18 protein-coding genes and 1 rRNA gene are annotated in these 17,384 nt (G+C 71.5%); 9 read left to right on the forward strand and 10 right to left on the reverse strand.

Annotation, left to right across the window (positions count from 1 at the left end; genetic code table 11):
- The coding region (locus tag D7W79_RS23085) for a response regulator (protein ID WP_120527553.1) at positions 1 to 1,652 on the reverse strand (1,652 nt) is incomplete at its 3' end.
- A 258-nt stretch (positions 1,653 to 1,910) separates the two neighbouring features.
- A complete protein-coding gene (locus tag D7W79_RS23090) occupies positions 1,911 to 2,780 on the reverse strand; it encodes a DUF4846 domain-containing protein (protein WP_244221917.1) in 870 nt (289 codons plus the stop codon).
- A gap of 210 nt (positions 2,781 to 2,990) precedes the next feature.
- On the opposite strand from D7W79_RS23090, the gene D7W79_RS23095 reads away from it, so the two are divergent.
- Entirely contained in the window at positions 2,991 to 3,593 is a 603-nt protein-coding gene (locus D7W79_RS23095; protein ID WP_120527554.1) for a CDP-alcohol phosphatidyltransferase family protein, read from the forward strand.
- 4 nt (positions 3,594 to 3,597) lie between these two features.
- On the opposite strand, the gene D7W79_RS23100 is transcribed toward D7W79_RS23095, so the two are convergent.
- The 4 genes from D7W79_RS23100 to glpD form a co-directional block, all read right to left on the reverse strand.
- A complete protein-coding gene (locus tag D7W79_RS23100) occupies positions 3,598 to 3,807 on the reverse strand; it encodes a hypothetical protein (protein WP_120527555.1) in 210 nt (69 codons plus the stop codon).
- Between the two features lie 59 nt (positions 3,808 to 3,866).
- Entirely contained in the window at positions 3,867 to 4,730 is an 864-nt protein-coding gene (locus D7W79_RS43275; RefSeq protein WP_147442017.1) for a hypothetical protein, read from the reverse strand.
- Between the two features lie 182 nt (positions 4,731 to 4,912).
- Positions 4,913 to 6,733: a S8 family serine peptidase gene (locus tag D7W79_RS23115; RefSeq protein WP_120527558.1), complete on the reverse strand. Its 1,821-nt coding sequence runs from the start codon at positions 6,731 to 6,733 to the stop codon at positions 4,913 to 4,915.
- 324 nt (positions 6,734 to 7,057) lie between these two features.
- Entirely contained in the window at positions 7,058 to 8,755 is a 1,698-nt protein-coding gene (gene glpD / locus D7W79_RS23120; RefSeq protein WP_120527559.1) for a glycerol-3-phosphate dehydrogenase, read from the reverse strand.
- 207 nt (positions 8,756 to 8,962) lie between these two features.
- Between glpD and D7W79_RS23125 the strand changes: the two genes are divergently transcribed.
- The 4 genes from D7W79_RS23125 to D7W79_RS23140 all read left to right on the forward strand — a co-directional run bounded on the left by D7W79_RS23125 (position 8,963) and on the right by D7W79_RS23140 (position 13,770).
- Entirely contained in the window at positions 8,963 to 9,373 is a 411-nt protein-coding gene (locus D7W79_RS23125) for a hypothetical protein (RefSeq protein WP_120527560.1), read from the forward strand.
- Positions 9,374 to 9,689: 316 nt separating this feature from the next.
- Positions 9,690 to 12,173: a TonB-dependent receptor domain-containing protein gene (locus D7W79_RS23130; RefSeq protein ID WP_244221918.1), complete on the forward strand. Its 2,484-nt coding sequence runs from the start codon at positions 9,690 to 9,692 to the stop codon at positions 12,171 to 12,173.
- Positions 12,173 to 12,943 carry a hypothetical protein gene (locus D7W79_RS45150; protein ID WP_244221919.1) on the forward strand — a complete coding sequence of 257 codons (771 nt, stop codon included), beginning with the start codon at positions 12,173 to 12,175 and terminating at the stop codon, positions 12,941 to 12,943. The genes D7W79_RS23130 and D7W79_RS45150 overlap by 1 nt, the downstream gene beginning before the upstream one ends.
- On the forward strand, positions 12,940 to 13,770 hold the full coding sequence (locus tag D7W79_RS23140) for a hypothetical protein (RefSeq protein ID WP_120527562.1): 831 nt from the start codon (positions 12,940 to 12,942) through the stop codon (positions 13,768 to 13,770). Before D7W79_RS45150 ends, D7W79_RS23140 begins: the two co-directional genes overlap by 4 nt.
- 54 nt (positions 13,771 to 13,824) lie before the next feature.
- Here D7W79_RS23140 and D7W79_RS23145 read toward each other — a convergent pair whose 3' ends face one another.
- Positions 13,825 to 14,016, reverse strand: a complete 192-nt coding sequence (locus tag D7W79_RS23145; RefSeq protein WP_120527563.1) for a hypothetical protein — start codon at positions 14,014 to 14,016, stop codon at positions 13,825 to 13,827.
- Between the two features lie 216 nt (positions 14,017 to 14,232).
- Here D7W79_RS23145 and D7W79_RS23150 point away from each other — a divergent pair, with 216 nt between their 5' ends.
- The 3 genes from D7W79_RS23150 (at position 14,233) to D7W79_RS23160 (ending at position 16,079) form a co-directional block, all read left to right on the forward strand.
- Positions 14,233 to 14,655 (forward strand): hypothetical protein, encoded by a 423-nt coding sequence (locus D7W79_RS23150; RefSeq protein WP_120527564.1) that lies wholly within the window; start codon positions 14,233 to 14,235, stop codon positions 14,653 to 14,655.
- Between the two features lie 101 nt (positions 14,656 to 14,756).
- Positions 14,757 to 15,101 (forward strand): DUF7577 domain-containing protein, encoded by a 345-nt coding sequence (locus D7W79_RS23155; RefSeq protein WP_120527565.1) that lies wholly within the window; start codon positions 14,757 to 14,759, stop codon positions 15,099 to 15,101.
- A 9-nt stretch (positions 15,102 to 15,110) separates the two neighbouring features.
- Positions 15,111 to 16,079, forward strand: a complete 969-nt coding sequence (locus D7W79_RS23160) for a tetratricopeptide repeat protein (RefSeq protein ID WP_120527566.1) — start codon at positions 15,111 to 15,113, stop codon at positions 16,077 to 16,079.
- A gap of 14 nt (positions 16,080 to 16,093) precedes the next feature.
- Here the strand turns inward: D7W79_RS23160 and D7W79_RS23165 are convergent, their stop codons facing one another.
- Positions 16,094 to 16,393 (reverse strand): tetratricopeptide repeat protein, encoded by a 300-nt coding sequence (locus D7W79_RS23165; RefSeq protein WP_120527567.1) that lies wholly within the window; start codon positions 16,391 to 16,393, stop codon positions 16,094 to 16,096.
- Positions 16,394 to 16,424: 31 nt separating this feature from the next.
- Here D7W79_RS23165 and D7W79_RS23170 point away from each other — a divergent pair, with 31 nt between their 5' ends.
- Positions 16,425 to 16,625 carry a SlyX family protein gene (locus D7W79_RS23170; protein WP_120527568.1) on the forward strand — a complete coding sequence of 67 codons (201 nt, stop codon included), beginning with the start codon at positions 16,425 to 16,427 and terminating at the stop codon, positions 16,623 to 16,625.
- A gap of 10 nt (positions 16,626 to 16,635) precedes the next feature.
- On the opposite strand, the gene D7W79_RS23175 is transcribed toward D7W79_RS23170, so the two are convergent.
- Together D7W79_RS23175 and rrf are read right to left on the reverse strand one after the other, a co-directional pair.
- Complete coding sequence (locus D7W79_RS23175) at positions 16,636 to 17,082, reverse strand: hypothetical protein (RefSeq protein WP_120527569.1); 447 nt, start codon at positions 17,080 to 17,082, stop codon at positions 16,636 to 16,638.
- Between the two features lie 202 nt (positions 17,083 to 17,284).
- A 5S ribosomal RNA gene (gene rrf, locus D7W79_RS23180) occupies positions 17,285 to 17,384 on the reverse strand; the annotation flags it as partial.

Consider the following 17,384-nt stretch of genomic DNA (forward strand, 5'->3'; position numbering starts at 1 on the left):
GGGGGGGCGGGAGGCGCCTCGGTGTAGGCCGGGTGCTTGCGCAGCTCCTCGCGCGTCAGGCGCAGCGGCCGGTTCTCCTGGTACACCCGGGCGAAGAGGCCGCGCTCGTCCACCGCCACCAAGGCGGCGCCCTGCACCAGCAGCTCATGCTCCGCGACGGACAGCGCGGCGAGCGGCTGCGCGTCGCGGCCATCCACCACCTGCACGGAGGACTGGTTCGCGCCAATCAGCTTGCGCGCCTTGAGCGTGACGAGCTCCAGGATGGCCGGCACGCTGCCGGCCGCGTTGAGCGCCAGGCTCGCGCGCGACAGGCCGCGCAGCTGCTCGGTGCGGCGCAGCTCGCCCGCCATCAGCCGGGCCCGCTCCGCGTCGGCGCGCTTGCGCGCGGTGATGTCCTGCACGGTGCCCACGAAGCGGACCGGCTTGTCGTCCTGGAAGTACGTGCGGCCCGTGGCGCGCACCCAGCGCTCGACGCGGTCCTTCAGCCCCACGGTGCGGTAGGCCACGTCGTAGTCGCCCCGGCCGGTGGGGTCCCAGCTGAGCGCCACCGCGCGCTGCACGGCGTCCCGGTCCTCCGGGTGCAGGCCCGCGAGGAACAGCTCGTAGGACGACTCCGCCTCGAGCGGCAGGCCGAAGAGCGCCTTGCAGCGGGCGTCCCACTTGAGCTCGCCCGTCACGATGTCCATGTCGAAGGTGCCCAGCGCGGTGGCGTTCAGCGCCAGGCGCAGGCGCTGCTCGCTGTCCGCCAGCGCGGCCTGCTGCCGGCGCAGGTCCTGCGTGAGCGCCTCCGTGTGGCGGCGCGCGCGCACGAACTCCGTCACGTCGGTGGCCAGGGTGATGACGCCGGACGCGGTGCCGTCCAGCTCCACCATCGGGTGGTAGATGACGTTGAAGAAGACGGAGTCCGGCTGGCCGTCGCGCTCCAGCTTCACCTCGAACTCCGGCCGCACGAAGGGCTGCTTCGTGCGCACCACGCCGCGCAGCACCTCCAGGACCTCCTGCTGCGCGGCCATCTCCGGGAACACGTCCAGCAGCGCCTGGCCCGGCGTCACCCGCCGGCCCACCAGCAGCTCGTAGTACGGGTTCGCCAGCTCGAAGACGAAGTCCGGCCCGCGCGTGATGGAGATGCCCACCGGGGCCTGCATGAAGAACGCGTGCAGCCGCTCGCGGTGGACGGCCTCCAGGGCGTGGCGCTCGCGCTCGCGCAGCGACTCCTCGCGCAGCTGCACGGCCTCGCGCGCCAGGTACAGCTCCACGAACATCGACACCTTCGCCAGCAGGATCTCAGGCCGCAGCGGCTTGCGCAGGTAGTCCACCGCGCCGTGCGAGTACGCGGCCAGCCACTCCTTCTCGTCGCCGTCGCCCGCGGTCATGAGCAGCACGGGCGTGCGCCGGCTGCGTTCGCGCTCACGCAAGAGGCCCAGCACCTCCACGCCGGTCATGTCCCCCAGGTTCATGTCCAGCAGGACGGCGGCGAAGTCCTCGTCCAGCAAGCGCCGCAGGGCCTCGCGTCCGGAGGTGGCCCGCACCAGCCGCTGCCCCAGGGACGCGAGGATGCCCTCCAGCGCCAGCAGGTGCCCGGGCGTGTCGTCGACGATGAGGATGCTGGCCCGTTGGTGGGACATGGGCAGGGACACGGCGGCGGAGGGCATGATGGTGGAGGCTCGGGGAGCGGGCTCCCCTTCCCTTTAGGCTGCTTGCAGGCACGCGGGGGGAGGACAGGCCCGGCTTCGGAGCGTCCCCGTTGACGGCAGGACAACACTTCGCGTCGCAACCTGCCTCCTCCCTCCCGTCGATTCCAGAAGAACCCTGTGGACCCCCTACATTCGCCGCCTCCCCGTCTGCCTGGGAACGCACCAGGAAAGCGCCCGCTGGGGCATGGCTCTCCCGTGTTTCATGTTTCAGTCCCGTCACGGCGACGGCAGGCGGCGCAGCGACGTCATCGGGAAGGGCACCCAGAAGGGCGTGGCCACGCTGTCCCCCTCCAGGGAGAACCAGGGCCCGTCCTTGCCCGCCAGCACGTGGAAGTCCTGCGCGGGGGTGAAGCCCTGGCCCACCAGCGCCACGCGCTCCCCCTTCGCGTTGGTGGCCACGTCCAGCACGAGCACGGTGTGGCCGGGGCTGCCCCCCAGGACGAAGAAGTCCCCGGGGCGCAGCTGCTCGCGCGAGGGACGCGCGCCCTCCGCCTGGAGGGACAGGGTGCCCGCGTAGGTGAAGAGCAGGTCCAGGTAGTTCCGGAACGCCGCGCGTGAGCTGTCCGGCGTGCTGCCCGGCACCCACGTCACCTTCGCGCCGGAGACGCGCGCCCGCTCCCCGGCCGCGTACCGGGGCCAGGACGCCAGGTGGCCGCTGGTGAAGCGGTAGGCGATGCGCTCCGGATGGCCGGACGCCCAGCGCCATTCGGCGTGGAGGCGCAGGATGGAGTCCGCGCACTGCTGGAGATTGGCGCTGCCCACGTCCAGCTCCCCCACCGCCGCGAGCCGGGCATCCGAGGCCGCCAGCACCGTGCCTCCCTGGAAGTCGCGCACGGGGGTGCCCTCGGGCCGCAGGGGCAGGCCGCGCAGCCACGCGCCAAAGGAGCCCGCCTCCAGGGGCACGCGCGTGTAGCCCTCCGGGGGCGCGAAGGTCTCCTCCAGCGCGCGCACCTTCGCGGTGGCCGTCAGCCACGGGTAGCGCGTCCGCTCCTCCGCCGTGGGGGCGTGAGGCGCGACCTTCGCCCGACCGGCCGCTTCACAGCTCGCCAGGGACAGCGCGACGGTGAACAGGGTGGTCAGGATCATCAGGGGACGGAAGGGTCCCATCGCGTTCACGGGGCGGACTCCAAGGGGACGGACCGGGGGAAGTCCCGGGCATTCCCCTGGGACACCGCACGCGGGGCCGCGGGTCCCCACCAGGCGTGGATCCGCTGGGGCAGTGGGGGAGTTCTTCGCTGGACGCTCGCCATGCCGGACAGGTGCGTCCCGGGTGCCGAGCACTACCTTTTGAAGGCCATGCACCGTCGGGCAAGCCTCGTGCTGCTCAATACGCTGTCCTTGTCGCGACTGCCGCTCGCCGCGGTGTTCATCGCGGTGTCGGACCTGCGCCTGAGGGCCTTGCTGGTGGTGGTGGCGGCGGCGACGGACTTCCTGGACGGTTGGATTGCCCGGCACCGGGGACTGGCCACGCGCCTGGGGGCGCTCATCGACCCGGTGGCGGACCGCGCCTTCATGGTGACGGCCTTCATCGTGTGTCTGCTGGACGGGCTCATCGGTCCGGTGGAGCTGACGCTGCTGCTCGTGCGCGACATCGGCACGGCCATCGGCTTCACCGTCGCGAGGCTGCGGCCGGACATGCGGGCCATCGAGCTCAAGGCGCGGATGCTGGGCAAGCTGGTCACGACGCTGCAGCTCGCGGTGTTGCTGTGCGTGCTGCTCTACCCGCCGCTGGTCCGTCCGCTCGTGGCGCTCGTCGCGCTGCTGTCGCTGGCGTCGGTGGTGGACTACACGCGGGCCGTGTGGCGCCAGCGTCAGCGCCGGGAACTGCCGCCGTCCCGGCCGTCCTCGCGCATTCCCCATGGGCCCACGGGTGCGCCCATGGGGTCCGTGCGGGAGTGACGCCTCACGCAGGCACGGCGCGTGTGCTTGGAGCCAAGGCCAGCCGGGCGCGTTCGCGCTCCATGGCGGCGCGCTCGCCTTCGGACAGGGCGTCCCAGACCTCGTCCATCGTGTCGAGCAGCGCATCCGCTTCCGGCGAATCTCCCCCCGGCGCGCGGGCGCGGACGAGGGCCAACTTGTGCAACAGGGTGCGGTATCGGTCGTAGACCGTCATGGTGGAAACCTCCGTCCGGGAGACGCGGACGGAGCCACGCGGCTGACGGGAGGGCCCGGTCACCGGCGCCGGGTTTCGGCGTCGCGGCGGGCCTCGGCGCCGGTCAGCACGGCGATCTCCCGGGTGTGGCTGCGGCCCACGATGTTCACGGTGGCGCGCACCCGCTCGCCCTCCTTGAGCTGCGTGACGCCGATGTTCTCGCCGTCGCGGACGATGCGCGTCTGGGTGCTGATCTCCAGCGGCAGGCGCGTGCCCTCGTTGTCGATGACGACCTCCTTCGACGACACCGAGCGCACCGTGCCCCGGTAGATGGCGTCCACCACCGCGACGCCCTGCGAGGCGGAGGAGGCCGGGGGCTTCGCGGCGGCGGGAGCCCCCGTGCCCGTGTTGCCCGTGCCACCCGTGCCCGCGTTCGGATCCGTGCCCGGGTTGGGAGGCGTCGTGCGTCCTTCCGCCCCCGGGTTCGGCTCCGCGCTGGGGCTGTTCGGCTCCGAAGCCTGAGCGTTCCCCGAGCCTCCCGTCGGCGCCGCGGTGCCGGTGCCCTGCTGGGGCGCGGCGGCCGGGGCCGTCCCAGCGGGGGCCTGGGTGCCCGTCCCGGATCCACCAGTCCCTGGCTGCTGCTGCGAGGTGCTCGCTGCCGGAGCGGCGCTGGCTCCACCAGTCCCTGGTTGCTGCTGCGAGGTGGTCGCTGCCGGAGCGGCGGGGGCCTGAGTGCCCGTCCCGGAGCCACCAGTCCCTGGCTGCTGCCGGGAGGTCGCCGCCGGAGCGGTGGGCGCCTGCGTCGTGGACGGCTGGGAGGCGGCGGGAGACGTGCTCTCCTCGGACGCCGCATCATCCCCCGTGCCGCCGGACTGAGCCCCGGCGCACATCAGCAGGCAGGCCACGCCCGCGATTCCCAATCCCAGCCAGGTGTCTCGCCTCATGCGCGGCGCGCCTCCATCTTGGGAAGGTGCGTGCGCCCACCGCTGGAACCACCGTCCCGGAAGCCGGGCGCTCGCCCGTCCGCCCGCGACGCCCACCCCCGACATGGCGCCTGTCCGGAAAAATGAAACGCCCCCGGCCCCATTCAAGGGACGCGGGGGCGCGAGGCTCGGAGGGCCCGCCGCTACGGCAGCGGGAGCGGACCGCCGCCCTGGGGCAGCGTGCGCGCCAGCGCCACGGCCTTGGCCGCCTGCACCAGGCCATGTCCGTAATGCTCATCCACGCCCGGCGTCGTCTTGTCGTCCAGCGCCGTCTTCTCCAGCACCGCGCGCACGTGCGCGGCGCTCAGGTCCGGCCGGGCGCTGAACACCAGCGCCGCGACGCCCGACACGTGCGGGGTGGCCATGGAGGTGCCGGACTCGCGCTGGTAGTCCAGGCCGGAGGTGGACACCGTCACCTCCTGTCCCACGAGCCCCTTGAGGGCCGCGCCGGACGCCATCGACACCGACACCGTGGGCACCCAGTGCGGGTTCGCGGAGCCCAGCGTGAAGCCGGGGCCCTCGTCCTCCACGTTGTCGCCGATGATGATCGCGCGCGCGCCGGCCTGGATGACGTTGCGAGCCTTCTCCTCGAAGAACAGGTCGCCGCGGTCCACGTACGCGACGAAGCCTTCGCAGGTGGCCGCCTCACCGCACGCCGCGCGGTCCGCGCCCAGGCCGCAGTTGACCAGCCGGCCCGTGTACGTGCCCTGCGCGGTGTACGTGAGCGGCCGCGAGGTGACGGGCACCGACGCCGCGGTCACCTGGGACAGCGACGCCGCCCCCAGCACCGTGGCGCTCAGCACCTCCACGCCCGGCCCCACCACGGACAGCTCCTGGCCGTACTGGGAGAAGTCCGCGATCTTGCCCTGCAGGTCCACCGCGCCCACCGCCATCACCGACGGCAGGTACGCGGCCGGATAGGCGATGCCGTGCTTGCCGTCGTTGCCGCTGGCCGCGACGGACAGCATGCCGTTGCCGTTGTTCCAGACCTTCTCGAACGCGGTCTGCTCGTCCTCGGACGGGTCCGGCGCGCCCAGCGACAGCGAGGCCACCCGCGCCCCCTCCGAGTTGCACCAGTCCACCGCCGCGATGACGTCATCCGTCCTGCCGCCGCCATCCGTGTCCAGCACGCGCGCCACGAGCAGCGACGCGCCCGGCGCCACGCCCACCACGCCGTTCGGATCCTCGCCGGGCGCCACGCGCCCGCCGGAGCCCGCGCCGAACTGCGCCAGGATGGTCGCGGACACGTGCGTGCCGTGGCCACCGCCCACCGTCACCTCGCCCTTGGGGGACACGCTCTGGTCGGTCGGGTCGTCGTCGTCGTCGACGAAGTCCTTGCCCTTGAGGAACGCCGCCTTCAGCTCCGGGTGCTTGCTGTCCCAGCCGCTGTCGATGACGCACACCTTCACGCCCTCACCCGTGGCCGCGCCCGGGTCGATGATGCCGTCGTTGTTCGCGTCCCACACCTGCGGGGCCTGGACCAGCTTCAGCCCCTCGGTGTACTCGCCCACCGACCCCTGCGTGCTGAACGCGCCCTGCCACGACGCCAGCGGCGGCGGCGTGGGCAGCGCCATCGCCCGCACGCGGCGGTTGGGCGTCACGGAGAGCACGTCGGGGTTCGCCTTCAGCGCCGTGATGGCCTCCGGCGACAGCCGGGCGGACACCATGTTCAGGTTCGGGATGCGGCGGCGCACCGTGCCGCCCACGCGCTCCACGGCCTTCACGATGTCCGCCGAGGCGGCCAGCGCGCTGGCGGTCACCTTCGGCTTGTAGGTGATGATCACCCCGTCCGGCGCCGTGTTCGGACTCGTGCTCAGCGCGGAGACCGCCGTGGACGGCAGTGACGCTTCCGCGGTGCCAGGACACGCCTGGGGCAGGACGACGGGTTCGGGTTTGGGGTCGGAACCGCAGCCGCTCGCCACCATTCCGGACAGCCCGAGCCCAAGCCAAAGCCAACGCTTCATGGGTGCATCTCCTTCGTGCCCGGCCAACGTGGGGTGCCGCGCCGTGACCCGCTGCCCCCAAAAAGAGGGGGCCGGGGAGAACGGGCCAAACCCGCTTCCCGTTCCCACGACGATTTAAGCATGGACGAAGGACGACTGCTCGGGCGGCTGTCGTGCGCCCGACGGCCATCCGGTGCCAGGCCAACGTGCGGCCCTCAACGCTCACGGGGCCCTCCCCGTTGCCGGCCCGGCATCCGGGTCGCGCCGCCCCCGGCCTTGAGCCTGGCCGCCAACCTGGCCTCGAGTTTGGAATGACGCACCGGGCCCGGCGCCCGGCACGCGACGTCAGGCGTCGGAGGGATCCACGCCGAAGATGCGCTGGGCGTCCACGGCATAGGCCGCCAGCTGGCGTTCCCGCTCCGCCGGGTCCCAGCCCAGCAGCGGCGCCATCACCTCCGCGGCGCGGACGGCGGCGGCGCGGCCCTGGTCGCGCGTCTCGAACGCGACCTTGAGGCGGCGGATGAGCAGGTCGGCCAGCGTCTGGACCATCTCATGGGTCACGCCCCACGCGGCCTCGGCGCGGCGGTACGGCAGGCCCTCCACCAGCGGCTCGGCCAGCGCCGGCGTCTCGCGCGTGAGCGCCCACACCGCGCGCCAGCGGCTGCCGTACGCGCGCACCAGGTGCTCGCCGGTGGCCGCGTCCCCCACTTCCTGCCGCGCCGCCTCGAGCTCCGCGTCCAGCTTGAGGATGTCGCCGCCTGGCAGGGGCTGCTCGTGGGTGACGGGCTTCTTGTGCGGGAGGGCCAGGTGGCGCTCCACGGCGTTGACCACGTCGCGGGCCATGACCCGGAAGGTGGTGAGCTTGCCGCCGCTGATGGCCAGCACGCCGGACGGGCTCACGTCGATGGTGTGCTCGCGGCTGGCGCTGCCCGGGTTGCTGTTGCCGTGGTAGCCGCTCGCGGCCAGCGGGCGGATGCCGGCCCAGGCGCTGACCATGTCCTCGCGGGTGAGGTGGGCCTCGGGGAAGAAGGCGTTGGCGGAGGAGAGCAGGTAGGCCACGTCCGCCTCGCTCGCGCGCACCTCGGCCGGGTGGGCGCGGGTGGCCGTCTCCGTCGTGCCGATGAGGGTGAACGCGTCCGAGGGCAGGATGAACATCACGCGGCCGTCCACGGGGGACAGGAGCGTGAGCGCGTCCCCGATGTTCAGCCGCGAGCGGGGCACCGCGATGTGCACGCCCTTGCTGCCGCGCACCGAGGGGCCCGTGCGCGCCTTGTCCGAATCCAGCTGGCGGATCTCATCGCTCCACGGTCCGGTCGCGTTGACGACGGCGCGAGCGCGCACGGTGTGCTCCAGGCCGGTGAGGTGATCCACCACCACCGCGCCCTTCGCCTTGCCGTCCTCCAGCACCAGCCGCTTCACGGACGCGTGGTTGAGCACCACCGCGCCGGCCTCGCTCGCGCCCAGCGCGTTGGCCAGCGTGAGGCGGGCGTCGTCGGTGGCCGCGTCGTAGTAGCGGGCGCCGCCCTTGAGCCCCTCGGCGCGGATGCCGGGCTCGGCCTCCACCACCTGCTTGAGCGACAGGCGCTGATAGGCCTTCACGTTCCGGAACAGCGACAGGGCGTCGTACAGCATGAGGCCCGCGTTGAGCTTCCAGCGCGGCACGCGGGCCCCCGCGTAGACGGGCCAGATGAAGGCCAGCGGACGCACCAGGTGCGGCGCCAGGTTGAGCAGGCGGCGCCGCTCGATGCTCGACTCGAAGACGAGCCCCAGGTGGCCGTGCTCCAGGTAGCGCAGGCCCCCGTGGATGAGGCGCGACGAGCGGCTGGACGTCCCGCTGGCGAAGTCCTCGCGTTCCACCATGGCCACCTTCAGGCCCCGCAGCGCCGCGTCCCGCGCGGCCCCCGCGCCCGTCACCCCGCCGCCAATCACGAGCAGGTCGAAGGACTCGCTCCCCAGCGAGCGCAGGCGGTCGGCCCGCGAGGGCGGGGCGGGAACCTCCGTGGAGGCGGGCAGCGAACGGAGCACGGCGGATTCGGAACGCACGTCAGGAGTCTATGACGGGAAGTCTTCCGCCGCAGCGGATTCCGATGCAATGCGTCAAGAGGTCCACGGGGTCATGGCACTGGATGGCGGGGCACTGTCTGGCAGCGGGCGGCGGTGGTGGCCTTGCGTGTCCTGGGGAGGACGGATAGGCAGGCGGGCGCCTCACCTCCCCCATCCTGGACGCTCTGACGCCGCACCCGAATCGCTGTGTGGGACTCCCGAGACCGACGTGACCTGGCGTTCCTGGGACTGTGGGTCCTGGTGTACGGGCTCGCGGTGGCGCCGGTGCTGCACGCGGTGGTGGGGCACGGTGGAGGCCTGGGGCGCCACGAGCACGGGGCCTCCAGTCACGTCCAACGCGCCCAGGGTGCATGCGATGCGGCGAGGGCCGCGTGTCCGTCGGAGTCCGGGCAGGGCACGCTGGACGGAGCGAAGCGGGGCCATGGCCACCAGCACCTGACGGGCTCGGTGGAGCACCTGCTCGCGGTGGCGGCGAGCTGGACGGTGTTCCTGCCGCCGAAGCCGCGCCAGGTGTCCTGGTGGGTGGAGCTGGCGAGGGGCCCGGAGTGGTCGCCGGGGCAGCGGTTGCGGTCCGCGGCGATGCCGCAGGGCCCCTAGTGACATCCGGGCACTTCGGACTTCCGTAAGGATGACTTGCGAGCATGCGGACCGTCTGGCCTGGGCCAGACACGGGCCTGCGTGAGCGTATGTCCCCAGCGGTCCCATCCCGCATGTCCTGGAGCGCGTCGCGACGCGAGCCGGGGACGTGTCGCCGTTTCCTCGTGCTTCCCCTCCCGTGACCATGTTGCTCATCGCGTTCGCCACGCTCTCGACGTGTCTTCACGCAGCCCCGCCTGCCGCACAGGAAGGGCCGCGCCTGGAGCCCACCGGCCACGCGGTAACAGAAGCCACGAAGGAACATCAGCAACCCGTGATGCGGAAGCCCACTGCATCCCTGGCGCAGGCCGGGCAGCCCACCGCGTCCCTGGCGCAGGCCACCGCATCCCTGGCACAGCCCACCGCGTCCATGGTGCAGGCCGGGCAGCCCACCGCGTCCCTGGCACAGGCCGCCGCATCCCTGGCGCAGGCCGGGCAGCCCACGGAAGCACCGGCCTCCGGGAAGGCACGCACGACATCGTCCGAGCGGCGGACGCCGGAGGAGCCTCCCCCCAGCAACGCGGTCGCATCTCCCCTCGAGCAGCAGCCAGCGGGAGCACCCGTCCCCAGCGACGCGATCGCATCTCCCGCAGAGCAGCAGCCAGCGAAAGCACCCGTCCCCAGCGAAGCAGTCGCAGTTCCCACCGAGCAGCCGCCAGCGGAAGCACCCGTCCCCAGCGACGCGGTCGCATCTCCCGCAGAGCAGCAGCCAGCGAAAGCACCCGTCCCCAGCGACGCAGTCGCATCTCCCGCCGAGCAGCAGCCCACGGAAGTCCCCGCCACCACGCCATTGCCGGAGTCCGCCAGCAAGCAGCGCTCCACGGTGGTGCGAGGCACGCGTCCCGCGCGGAGCGCCTCCGAGGTCACGCTCGGCCGGGACATCCTGGACACGGCCCCCCGCACGAACGCGACGGACGTGCTCCGCGTCGTCCCGGGCCTCGTGGCCTCGCAGCACAGCGGCGAGGGCAAGGCGCAGCAGCTCTTCCTCCGCGGCTTCGACGCGCTCCACGGCCAGGACGTGGAGCTGAACGTCGGAGGCCTGCCGGTGAACGAGGTAAGCCACATCCACGCGCTCGGCTACGCGGACACGAACTTCATCATCCCGGAGCTCGTCCAATCCCTGGAGGTGACGGAGGGCTCCTACCGAGCGTTCCAAGGTGACTTCGCGGTCGCGGGAACGGTGCGAATGGACCTGGGCGCCCGGGAGAAGGGCGTGGAGTTCGCGGGCACCCTGGGCCAGTTCAACCAGCGCCGGCTCGTCGTGACGGTGCGCCCCGGCGAGGACCCCGGAACCTTCGCGGCGGCGGAGCTCGGAGAGAGTGACGGCTTCGGTCCCCAGCGAGGCTACGGCCGGGCCACGCTGCTCGCGCAGGCGAACCTGGACCTGGGCCACGGCCTGAGCGCGCGCATCCTGGGAGGCAGCTACGTCACGCGCTTCGACTCCCCAGGCGTGGTGCGCGAGGACGACCTCGAAGCCGGACGTCGCACGTTCTACTCCGGCTCCTTCCCGCGTCAGGGCGGCACGGTCTCCAGGCACCAGTTCCTCCTCGGAGTGGACCTGCCACGTGAAGGCACCGCGCGCACGAGGCTGGAAGCCTTCGGAATCCTCTCGGACCTGCGTCTGCGCAACAACTTCACGGGCTACCGAGTGGACGACCGGGGCGACGGCCTGGAGCAGACGAACGGCGGCTCCACGCTGGGCCTGCGAGTGGAGCACCGCCGTCAGGTCACCCTCTTCGACCGGCCCGTCGCGCTGGAGCTGGGCCTGGGAGGACGGCGCGACGGCATCCACCAGACGCAACGCCGTTACTGGGAGACGGACGGCACCTTCTTCGCGGACGAAGTGGACGCGGACATCACCCAAACGGATGTCTGGGGTTACGCCGAAGCGAGGCTCCCCCTGGGCCGCTGGGCCTTCCGGCTGGGAGGCCGGGCCGACGCGCTGGGCGTGGAGGTCTTCGATGCGCTCGCCTTCCGCGACCCGCGCTACTACGACGGGCAGGGCTACTCGCGCAGCGCCTTCGGGGTGCACTGGGGCGCGAAGGCCGGCGTTGAATACGCGCTCACGGACACCTGGGCCCTCTTCGCCAGCTACGGGGACGGCTTCCGCTCCCCGCAGGCGCGGAGCCTCGCGGAAGGCGAACAGGCCCCCTTCGTCAACGTGCACGGCGCGGAGCTGGGCACCCGGAAGGACGGAGAACGTCTGTCCTTCCAGGCGAGCGTCTTCGGCTCGCAGGTGGCGGACGACTTCTTCTTCGACCACACGGTGGGCACCACCGTCTTCACGGGAGAGACACTGCGCACGGGCATCTCCGCGGCCCTGCAGGCGCGTCCGCTCGAAGGCGTCACCGCAGCGCTGAGCGCCACGGTGGCGAACGCGACGGTGACGAAGACGGACGCGAAGCTCCCCTACTTCGCGCCCCTGGTCGCGCGAGCGGACGTGGGCTGGGACAAGCCGCTGCCCGGCATCGACGCCGTCCTCTCCCTCGGCACGGGCCTCACGCTCATTGGTCCCAGGCCCCTGCCCTACGACGAATACAGCCACACCGTGTTCCTCGCGGACGCGCAGGCCGCGCTGCGCAGGGGGGCGCTCGCGTTGCGGCTCGACGTGAAGAACCTGCTCAACACGCGCTGGCGCGACGGCGAGTTCGTCTACAGCTCGCGCTTCGACCCCACCTCGCAGCCCAGCCTCGTTCCAGCCAGACATTTCACCGCGGGGGCGCCACGCGTGGCCTCGCTCACCCTGGAGGTCCATCTGTGATGAACCCATTCCCCGCCCCGCTCCGAGCGCTGGCACTGACCGCGACCCTCTTGAGCCTGGGCTGCGGAGGCAAGACGGAAGCGGAGCGCCGCACCTTCGCGGTGACGATGACGGCGACGGCGCCCACGGCCCCCAACGCGTATGGCTGGACGGTGACCCCCGAAGCCGCGCAGCTCTCGGTGGGCTCGGTGCGCTTCTTCGAAGGCCGCGTGCTCTTGTCGAGCCGCGCCCCGCGCTTCGACTGGTACTCGCTCATCGGAGGCACCGCGAACGCGCACCCCGGCCACTACGTCCCCGGCGACGCGCTGGGAGAGGTGCTGAACGTCCAGACGGTGGACCTGCTCGCGGGCGGCAACCTGGGTGACGCCAACGCCGTCACGGGCTCGTACGGCTCGCTGGAGTTGACGCTCGTGACGCCCACGGCGGCCACGGACGCACAGAACGTACTCGCCGGCCACCAGGCGCACGTGCGCGGCACGGCGACGCACACGTCCGGAGCCACCGTGCGCTTCGACGCGACGGTGGACCTGCCCAAGGCCATTGAAGGCGTGCGCTTCGAGCGGGAGCTCCAGAAGGAGGCCGGCTTCGTGCGCATCGCGGTGGACCTGGGGAAATGGATGGACCGCATCGACTTCGCCACCGCGTCGCTTCCGGACGCGGCCGGCGTTTCCACCTTCTCCGCCGACAGCCAGGCCCAGAACGGGTTGGTGCGCGGCGTGGAAGACACCAGCGCCTACGTCGTGACGTGGGTGGAAGGAGCCGCGGAATGAAGAAGCATTGGCTGATGGGAGTGTGCTGCCTCGCCGGCGTCGCCTGCTCGTCGGGACAGGGCAACGTGACGTTCACCACGTACGGAGAGGACTTCATCGAGAAGCAGATCCCCGCCAGCGCCTTCGAGGACGGCTGGAGCGTGAAGTACGACAAGTTCCTCGTGAAGCTGGGCGAGGTGAAGGTCGCCAACCACGAGGGAGAGACCGCCGCCGAGCAGACCGCCGCGAAGGTCTACGACGTGCACCGTCCGGGACCGGTGGACGTCGCGACGTTCAACGACCTGGCCTCCGAGGAATGGGACGAGGTGAGCTACGCCATCGCCCCCGTCGCGGGTGCCACCGCCGGCAACGCGGACGCGGAGGACGTGACGCGGATGAACACCGAAGGCTGGTCCGTCTACGTGGAGGGCACGGCCACCAGGGGCACCGCGACGAAGCGCTTCCACTGGGGCTTCGCCACGAACACCCTCTACGAGCACTGCGAGAACGAGGACATCGGCAACGGAGTGACGGTGCCCAAGGGCGGCACGGAGACGGTGCAGCTCACCATCCACGGCGACCACCTCTTCTTCGACGACCTCCAGTCGTCCGACGCGAAGATGCGCTTTGACGCCATCGCCGCGGCGGACAGCGCGGGCATCGTCGGTCCGGACGGTGAAATCACGCTGGATGAGCTGGGCCTGGTGGACCTGACGTCGCTGCCGTCGAACCAGTACGGCACCGGAGGCGCGGGCAGCGTGCGGACGCTGCGCGACTTCGTGACGGCGCTCGTGCGCACCGTGGGCCACTACCGTGGCGAAGGCGAGTGCTCGCCGCGCGTCCGTTGACCCGCACCGCCAGAGGGGCCGGCCCGAACGCGCGGCCGGCCTCCCTGGTTTCGTTCAGCGCTTCGAGGAGTCGTCCCCGCCCGTCATGCCACCGCCGTGCGAGGGCATGTGGGACGGCGGGGTCGGCTGACGGTTCGGGTTCATCTGGTTAGAGCGGTTGTCCTGGGCGGACTTGTGCTCCGGGCGCTCGGGGTTCTTGGTGTTGGAGCGCTGATCATTCGGGTTCGGGTTCTTGTGCTTGCTCATCGTTCGGCGGGCCTCCCTGTGTCCGGACATGGGCGCCCGGACGAAGGCACGGTAGGGAGAGGCACCCGGGAAGCGCAGGGGCCCAGGGGGCGCTGCACAGTGTCCGGCATCGGTCGCTCGGGCTGTCGTTCCGGGACCGGGAGCCTTGGGCGCGCTTTCCTCCGGATGCGAAGGAGGAGGCGGATGCCTACTCCTGAACCCAGGGAGGTACGGCGCGTGAAGACGGTGACCTACGAGCGCAGTGGCCGGACGAACACCGGAGCGCAAGCGCTGCGAGTGGAAGGCCTGAAGCACCTGCGCGTCCTGGAGCAGGGCGAACCGGTGGTGGAGCGGGACCTGACGCAGGAGGAGGTCCGTCGGCTGGGGCCCATGCTGGAAACCCTCCAGCGGGAGCCCGAACCCGCCACCCTCGTGCCCCAGGCCGGAGGCCCGGACGGGCTGGCGGTGACCCTGGCCTTCGAGGACGAGGAGACGCCCCGGCTGAGGCTCGCCACGGAGCGGCTGCCAGCGAAGGGCGCCGGTGCCGGGTATGATCGCCTGCTCGCGGAGCTGGACGCCCTGCTGACGGCGGAGCTCCACGCCCGGGCTCCCCGCCACGCCCACGCCGTCCTGCCGCATCAGCTCCGTCACGACGAATGACGCAAGGTCGCACGGTCCGTGAGGGCCACGTCGGCCAGGGCACAGCAGGGGAGCAACCGGGGCAGGTTGCCCTGACGGCCCGCTTCTGACAGACAAGCAGCATGAAGCGCGTGCAGTTCTCCGTGCACCGCACGGTCGGAGAGGCACGGATGCTGGCGGGAGCCCTGGAATCGGCCGGGCTCTCGGTGGACATCCGCGGTGAGTCCCTGGTCCCGCTGAGCGGAGAGATTCCCAGCACCGAGGCCTGGGTGGAGCTGTGGCTGTGGCCCGAGGAACTGGAGGCCGGGCGCCAGGTCCTCGCGGAGCTCCAGGCGAACCAGGAAGCCGCCAGCCGTTCGGTGACGTGCCCCCGCTGCGGCGAGGAGAACCCGGCGAACTTCGAGCTGTGCTGGAGCTGTGAGCTGGAGCTCCCCTCGGGGCTGCGCCCCCACCTGCGCGCCGTGTAGAAAACCAACATGAGCGAGCCAACGAACGAACCGGGGCAGCGGACCGGCCGGCGCTGGAACCAGGGCCTCCGGGGCGTCCTCTGGGTCTGCGGGGCGGCGCTCGCCATCCACATCATCCCCCTGTTCCTGCCCCGCAACATGCCCGAGCAGGAGCTGGCCATCGCCCGCGCCACGGAAAACGTGGAAGGCCGCCTGCGGTTCCTGGTGCCCCTGAAGCACAACGACAAGGCCACCGCGGCGGACCTGCGCACGGCGGCCGAGCTCCTGCGCGAAGGAGCCCCGGCGGAAGCCCACGACCTGGCCCTGGAGGCCGAGCGGAGGGACCCGAACGCACTGGAGACCCAGCTCCTGCTCGCGCGCATCTGCGACCGGGAGCGGATGTCCCGCTGCGTGGAGCAGTCACTGGGCAAGGCCCAGAAGCTCGCGCCAGCGGACCCACGGGCGGAACTGCTCCGGGCGGACCTGAGCGAGGAGAAGGGCGACGTCGAGGGCGCCACGGCGGCCCTGTCCCGGGCCTACAGCCGCGCCCCCGGAGATCCGCTCGTCGGAGTGCGCTACGGCCGACTGCTCAGCCGGATGGGAAGGCCCGAGGAGGCCCTGAAGGTCTTCACCTCCCTGGAGGGCAAGCTGCCTGCGGCCAGGCTCCTGGTGGAGCAGGGGTTGGTGCTCACCAAGGAAGGCCGGAGCCGCGAAGCCGTGAGGCTGTTGCAGCAGGCGGTGCAGAAGGACCCGAAGCTCGCGGAAGGCCACTTCCAGCTGGGCATCGCCTGGTTCCAGCTGGGCAACGAGGACGCCGCGGAAGAGGCGCTGCGACAGGCGGACCGCCTGGACATCTCCGACACGCGGGCACTGGCCACCCTCTGCACCCTCCAGGTGAAGGCGGGAAGGCTCGAGGGAGCCCGCCAGACGCGCACGGACCTGGAGCGGCGCTTCCCCCAGCGGATGGACGCCATCCGGGAGCAGTGCCGGCTGCCCTGAACCCCAGGGAAGGCTCAGCGAGGCTCCTGCCCCCGGATCTGCCGGAGCATCCGGGCGGAGGCGATGACCGGCGCGTCCACGGAGCCATCGGCCCGTTCGGTGCGCACCACGGCCTGGAGGAAGGGGATTGCCTCTTCATCCCGGCCCTGCTGGAAGAGCAGCTCCCCCAGCGCGAACCGGGCATGGGTGAGGAGGACCAGGTCCTCCGCCGCCACGGCCGCATCAATGGCGTCACTCAGCGCGGACTCCGCCAGCTCGGGCTGTCCGCGTCCAAGCAGCTCGCGGGCGCGCTGCAGGTATTCGAGGGTATTCATGGGGCACGGTCCCCGAGCGGAGAAGACGGCAATGGAAGACAAGCGCCTGGTCGAGCTGGAAATCCGCTACACGCAGCAGCAGGAGCTGCTGCAGGAGCTGAGCGACGTGCTCTATCAGCAGGGGCGCGTCATCGACGCGCTTCAGGCGGAGCTGGAGCGGCTCAAGCGCAAGCTGGACGCCGAGCCGGGGCTGGTGGACGCCCGTCAGCAGGAGCGTCCCCCGCACTACTGAGCCACGGCCTCTAGAACTTGTAACCCAGCCGCAGGCCGATGATGGGGTTCGGATCGAGGTAACCCACCTCGACACCGATGCTCGCGGCCTTGCCCTGGAGGCCAAAGCCAAACGCCGCGTGGGCCTTGAAGGTGTCACCCTTGAAGAAGATCCACGGGCCCGCGAGACCCTCGATGTAGACGGTGCGACCCACCGTCGCGCGAAGCGAGATGTCCAGCGGAACGCCAATGATGTTGCCGTCGGTGACGAGCACCGCGCCGAACCGGGCTCCCACGAAGAGTGGACCCGCGACATGCCCTTCAACGCCCAGCGTGAAGTTGAAGGCCGCGCTCGTGTCCACCCAGTAGTCCGCGCCCACGCCCAGGCGAACGCCAGACTGCTGCGCTTTGGACTCAGCGGGCACCAGCAGGAGCCCCAGCGCGAACAGACCAGCGGCGTAGATTCGAAACAGATGCATGCGAGAGGCTCCTGTCCAGAGAGGGGGAAGGAGCGCCACTCAAGCAAAAGCAGGCAGGGTCAGGCCAGCCTCAAAGCCAGGCCCCCGTACGTTCGCACCCCGTCGGATCAATCCGCGAGGACACGCACGGCAATGACTCGTGTCACAAGCCCGCAAAGACAAAGCCCCTGGCGCCTTGCGGCGACAGGGGCTTTCAAAAAGAATCCGGCAGCGACCTACTCTCCCACGCGGTTTCCCGCGGAGTACCATCGGCTCTGGAGGGCTTAACTTCCGTGTTCGGGATGGGAACGGGTGTGACCCCT

The sequence above is a fragment of the Corallococcus exercitus genome (assembly GCF_003611585.1).
GTDB classification, from domain to species: domain Bacteria; phylum Myxococcota; class Myxococcia; order Myxococcales; family Myxococcaceae; genus Corallococcus; species Corallococcus exercitus.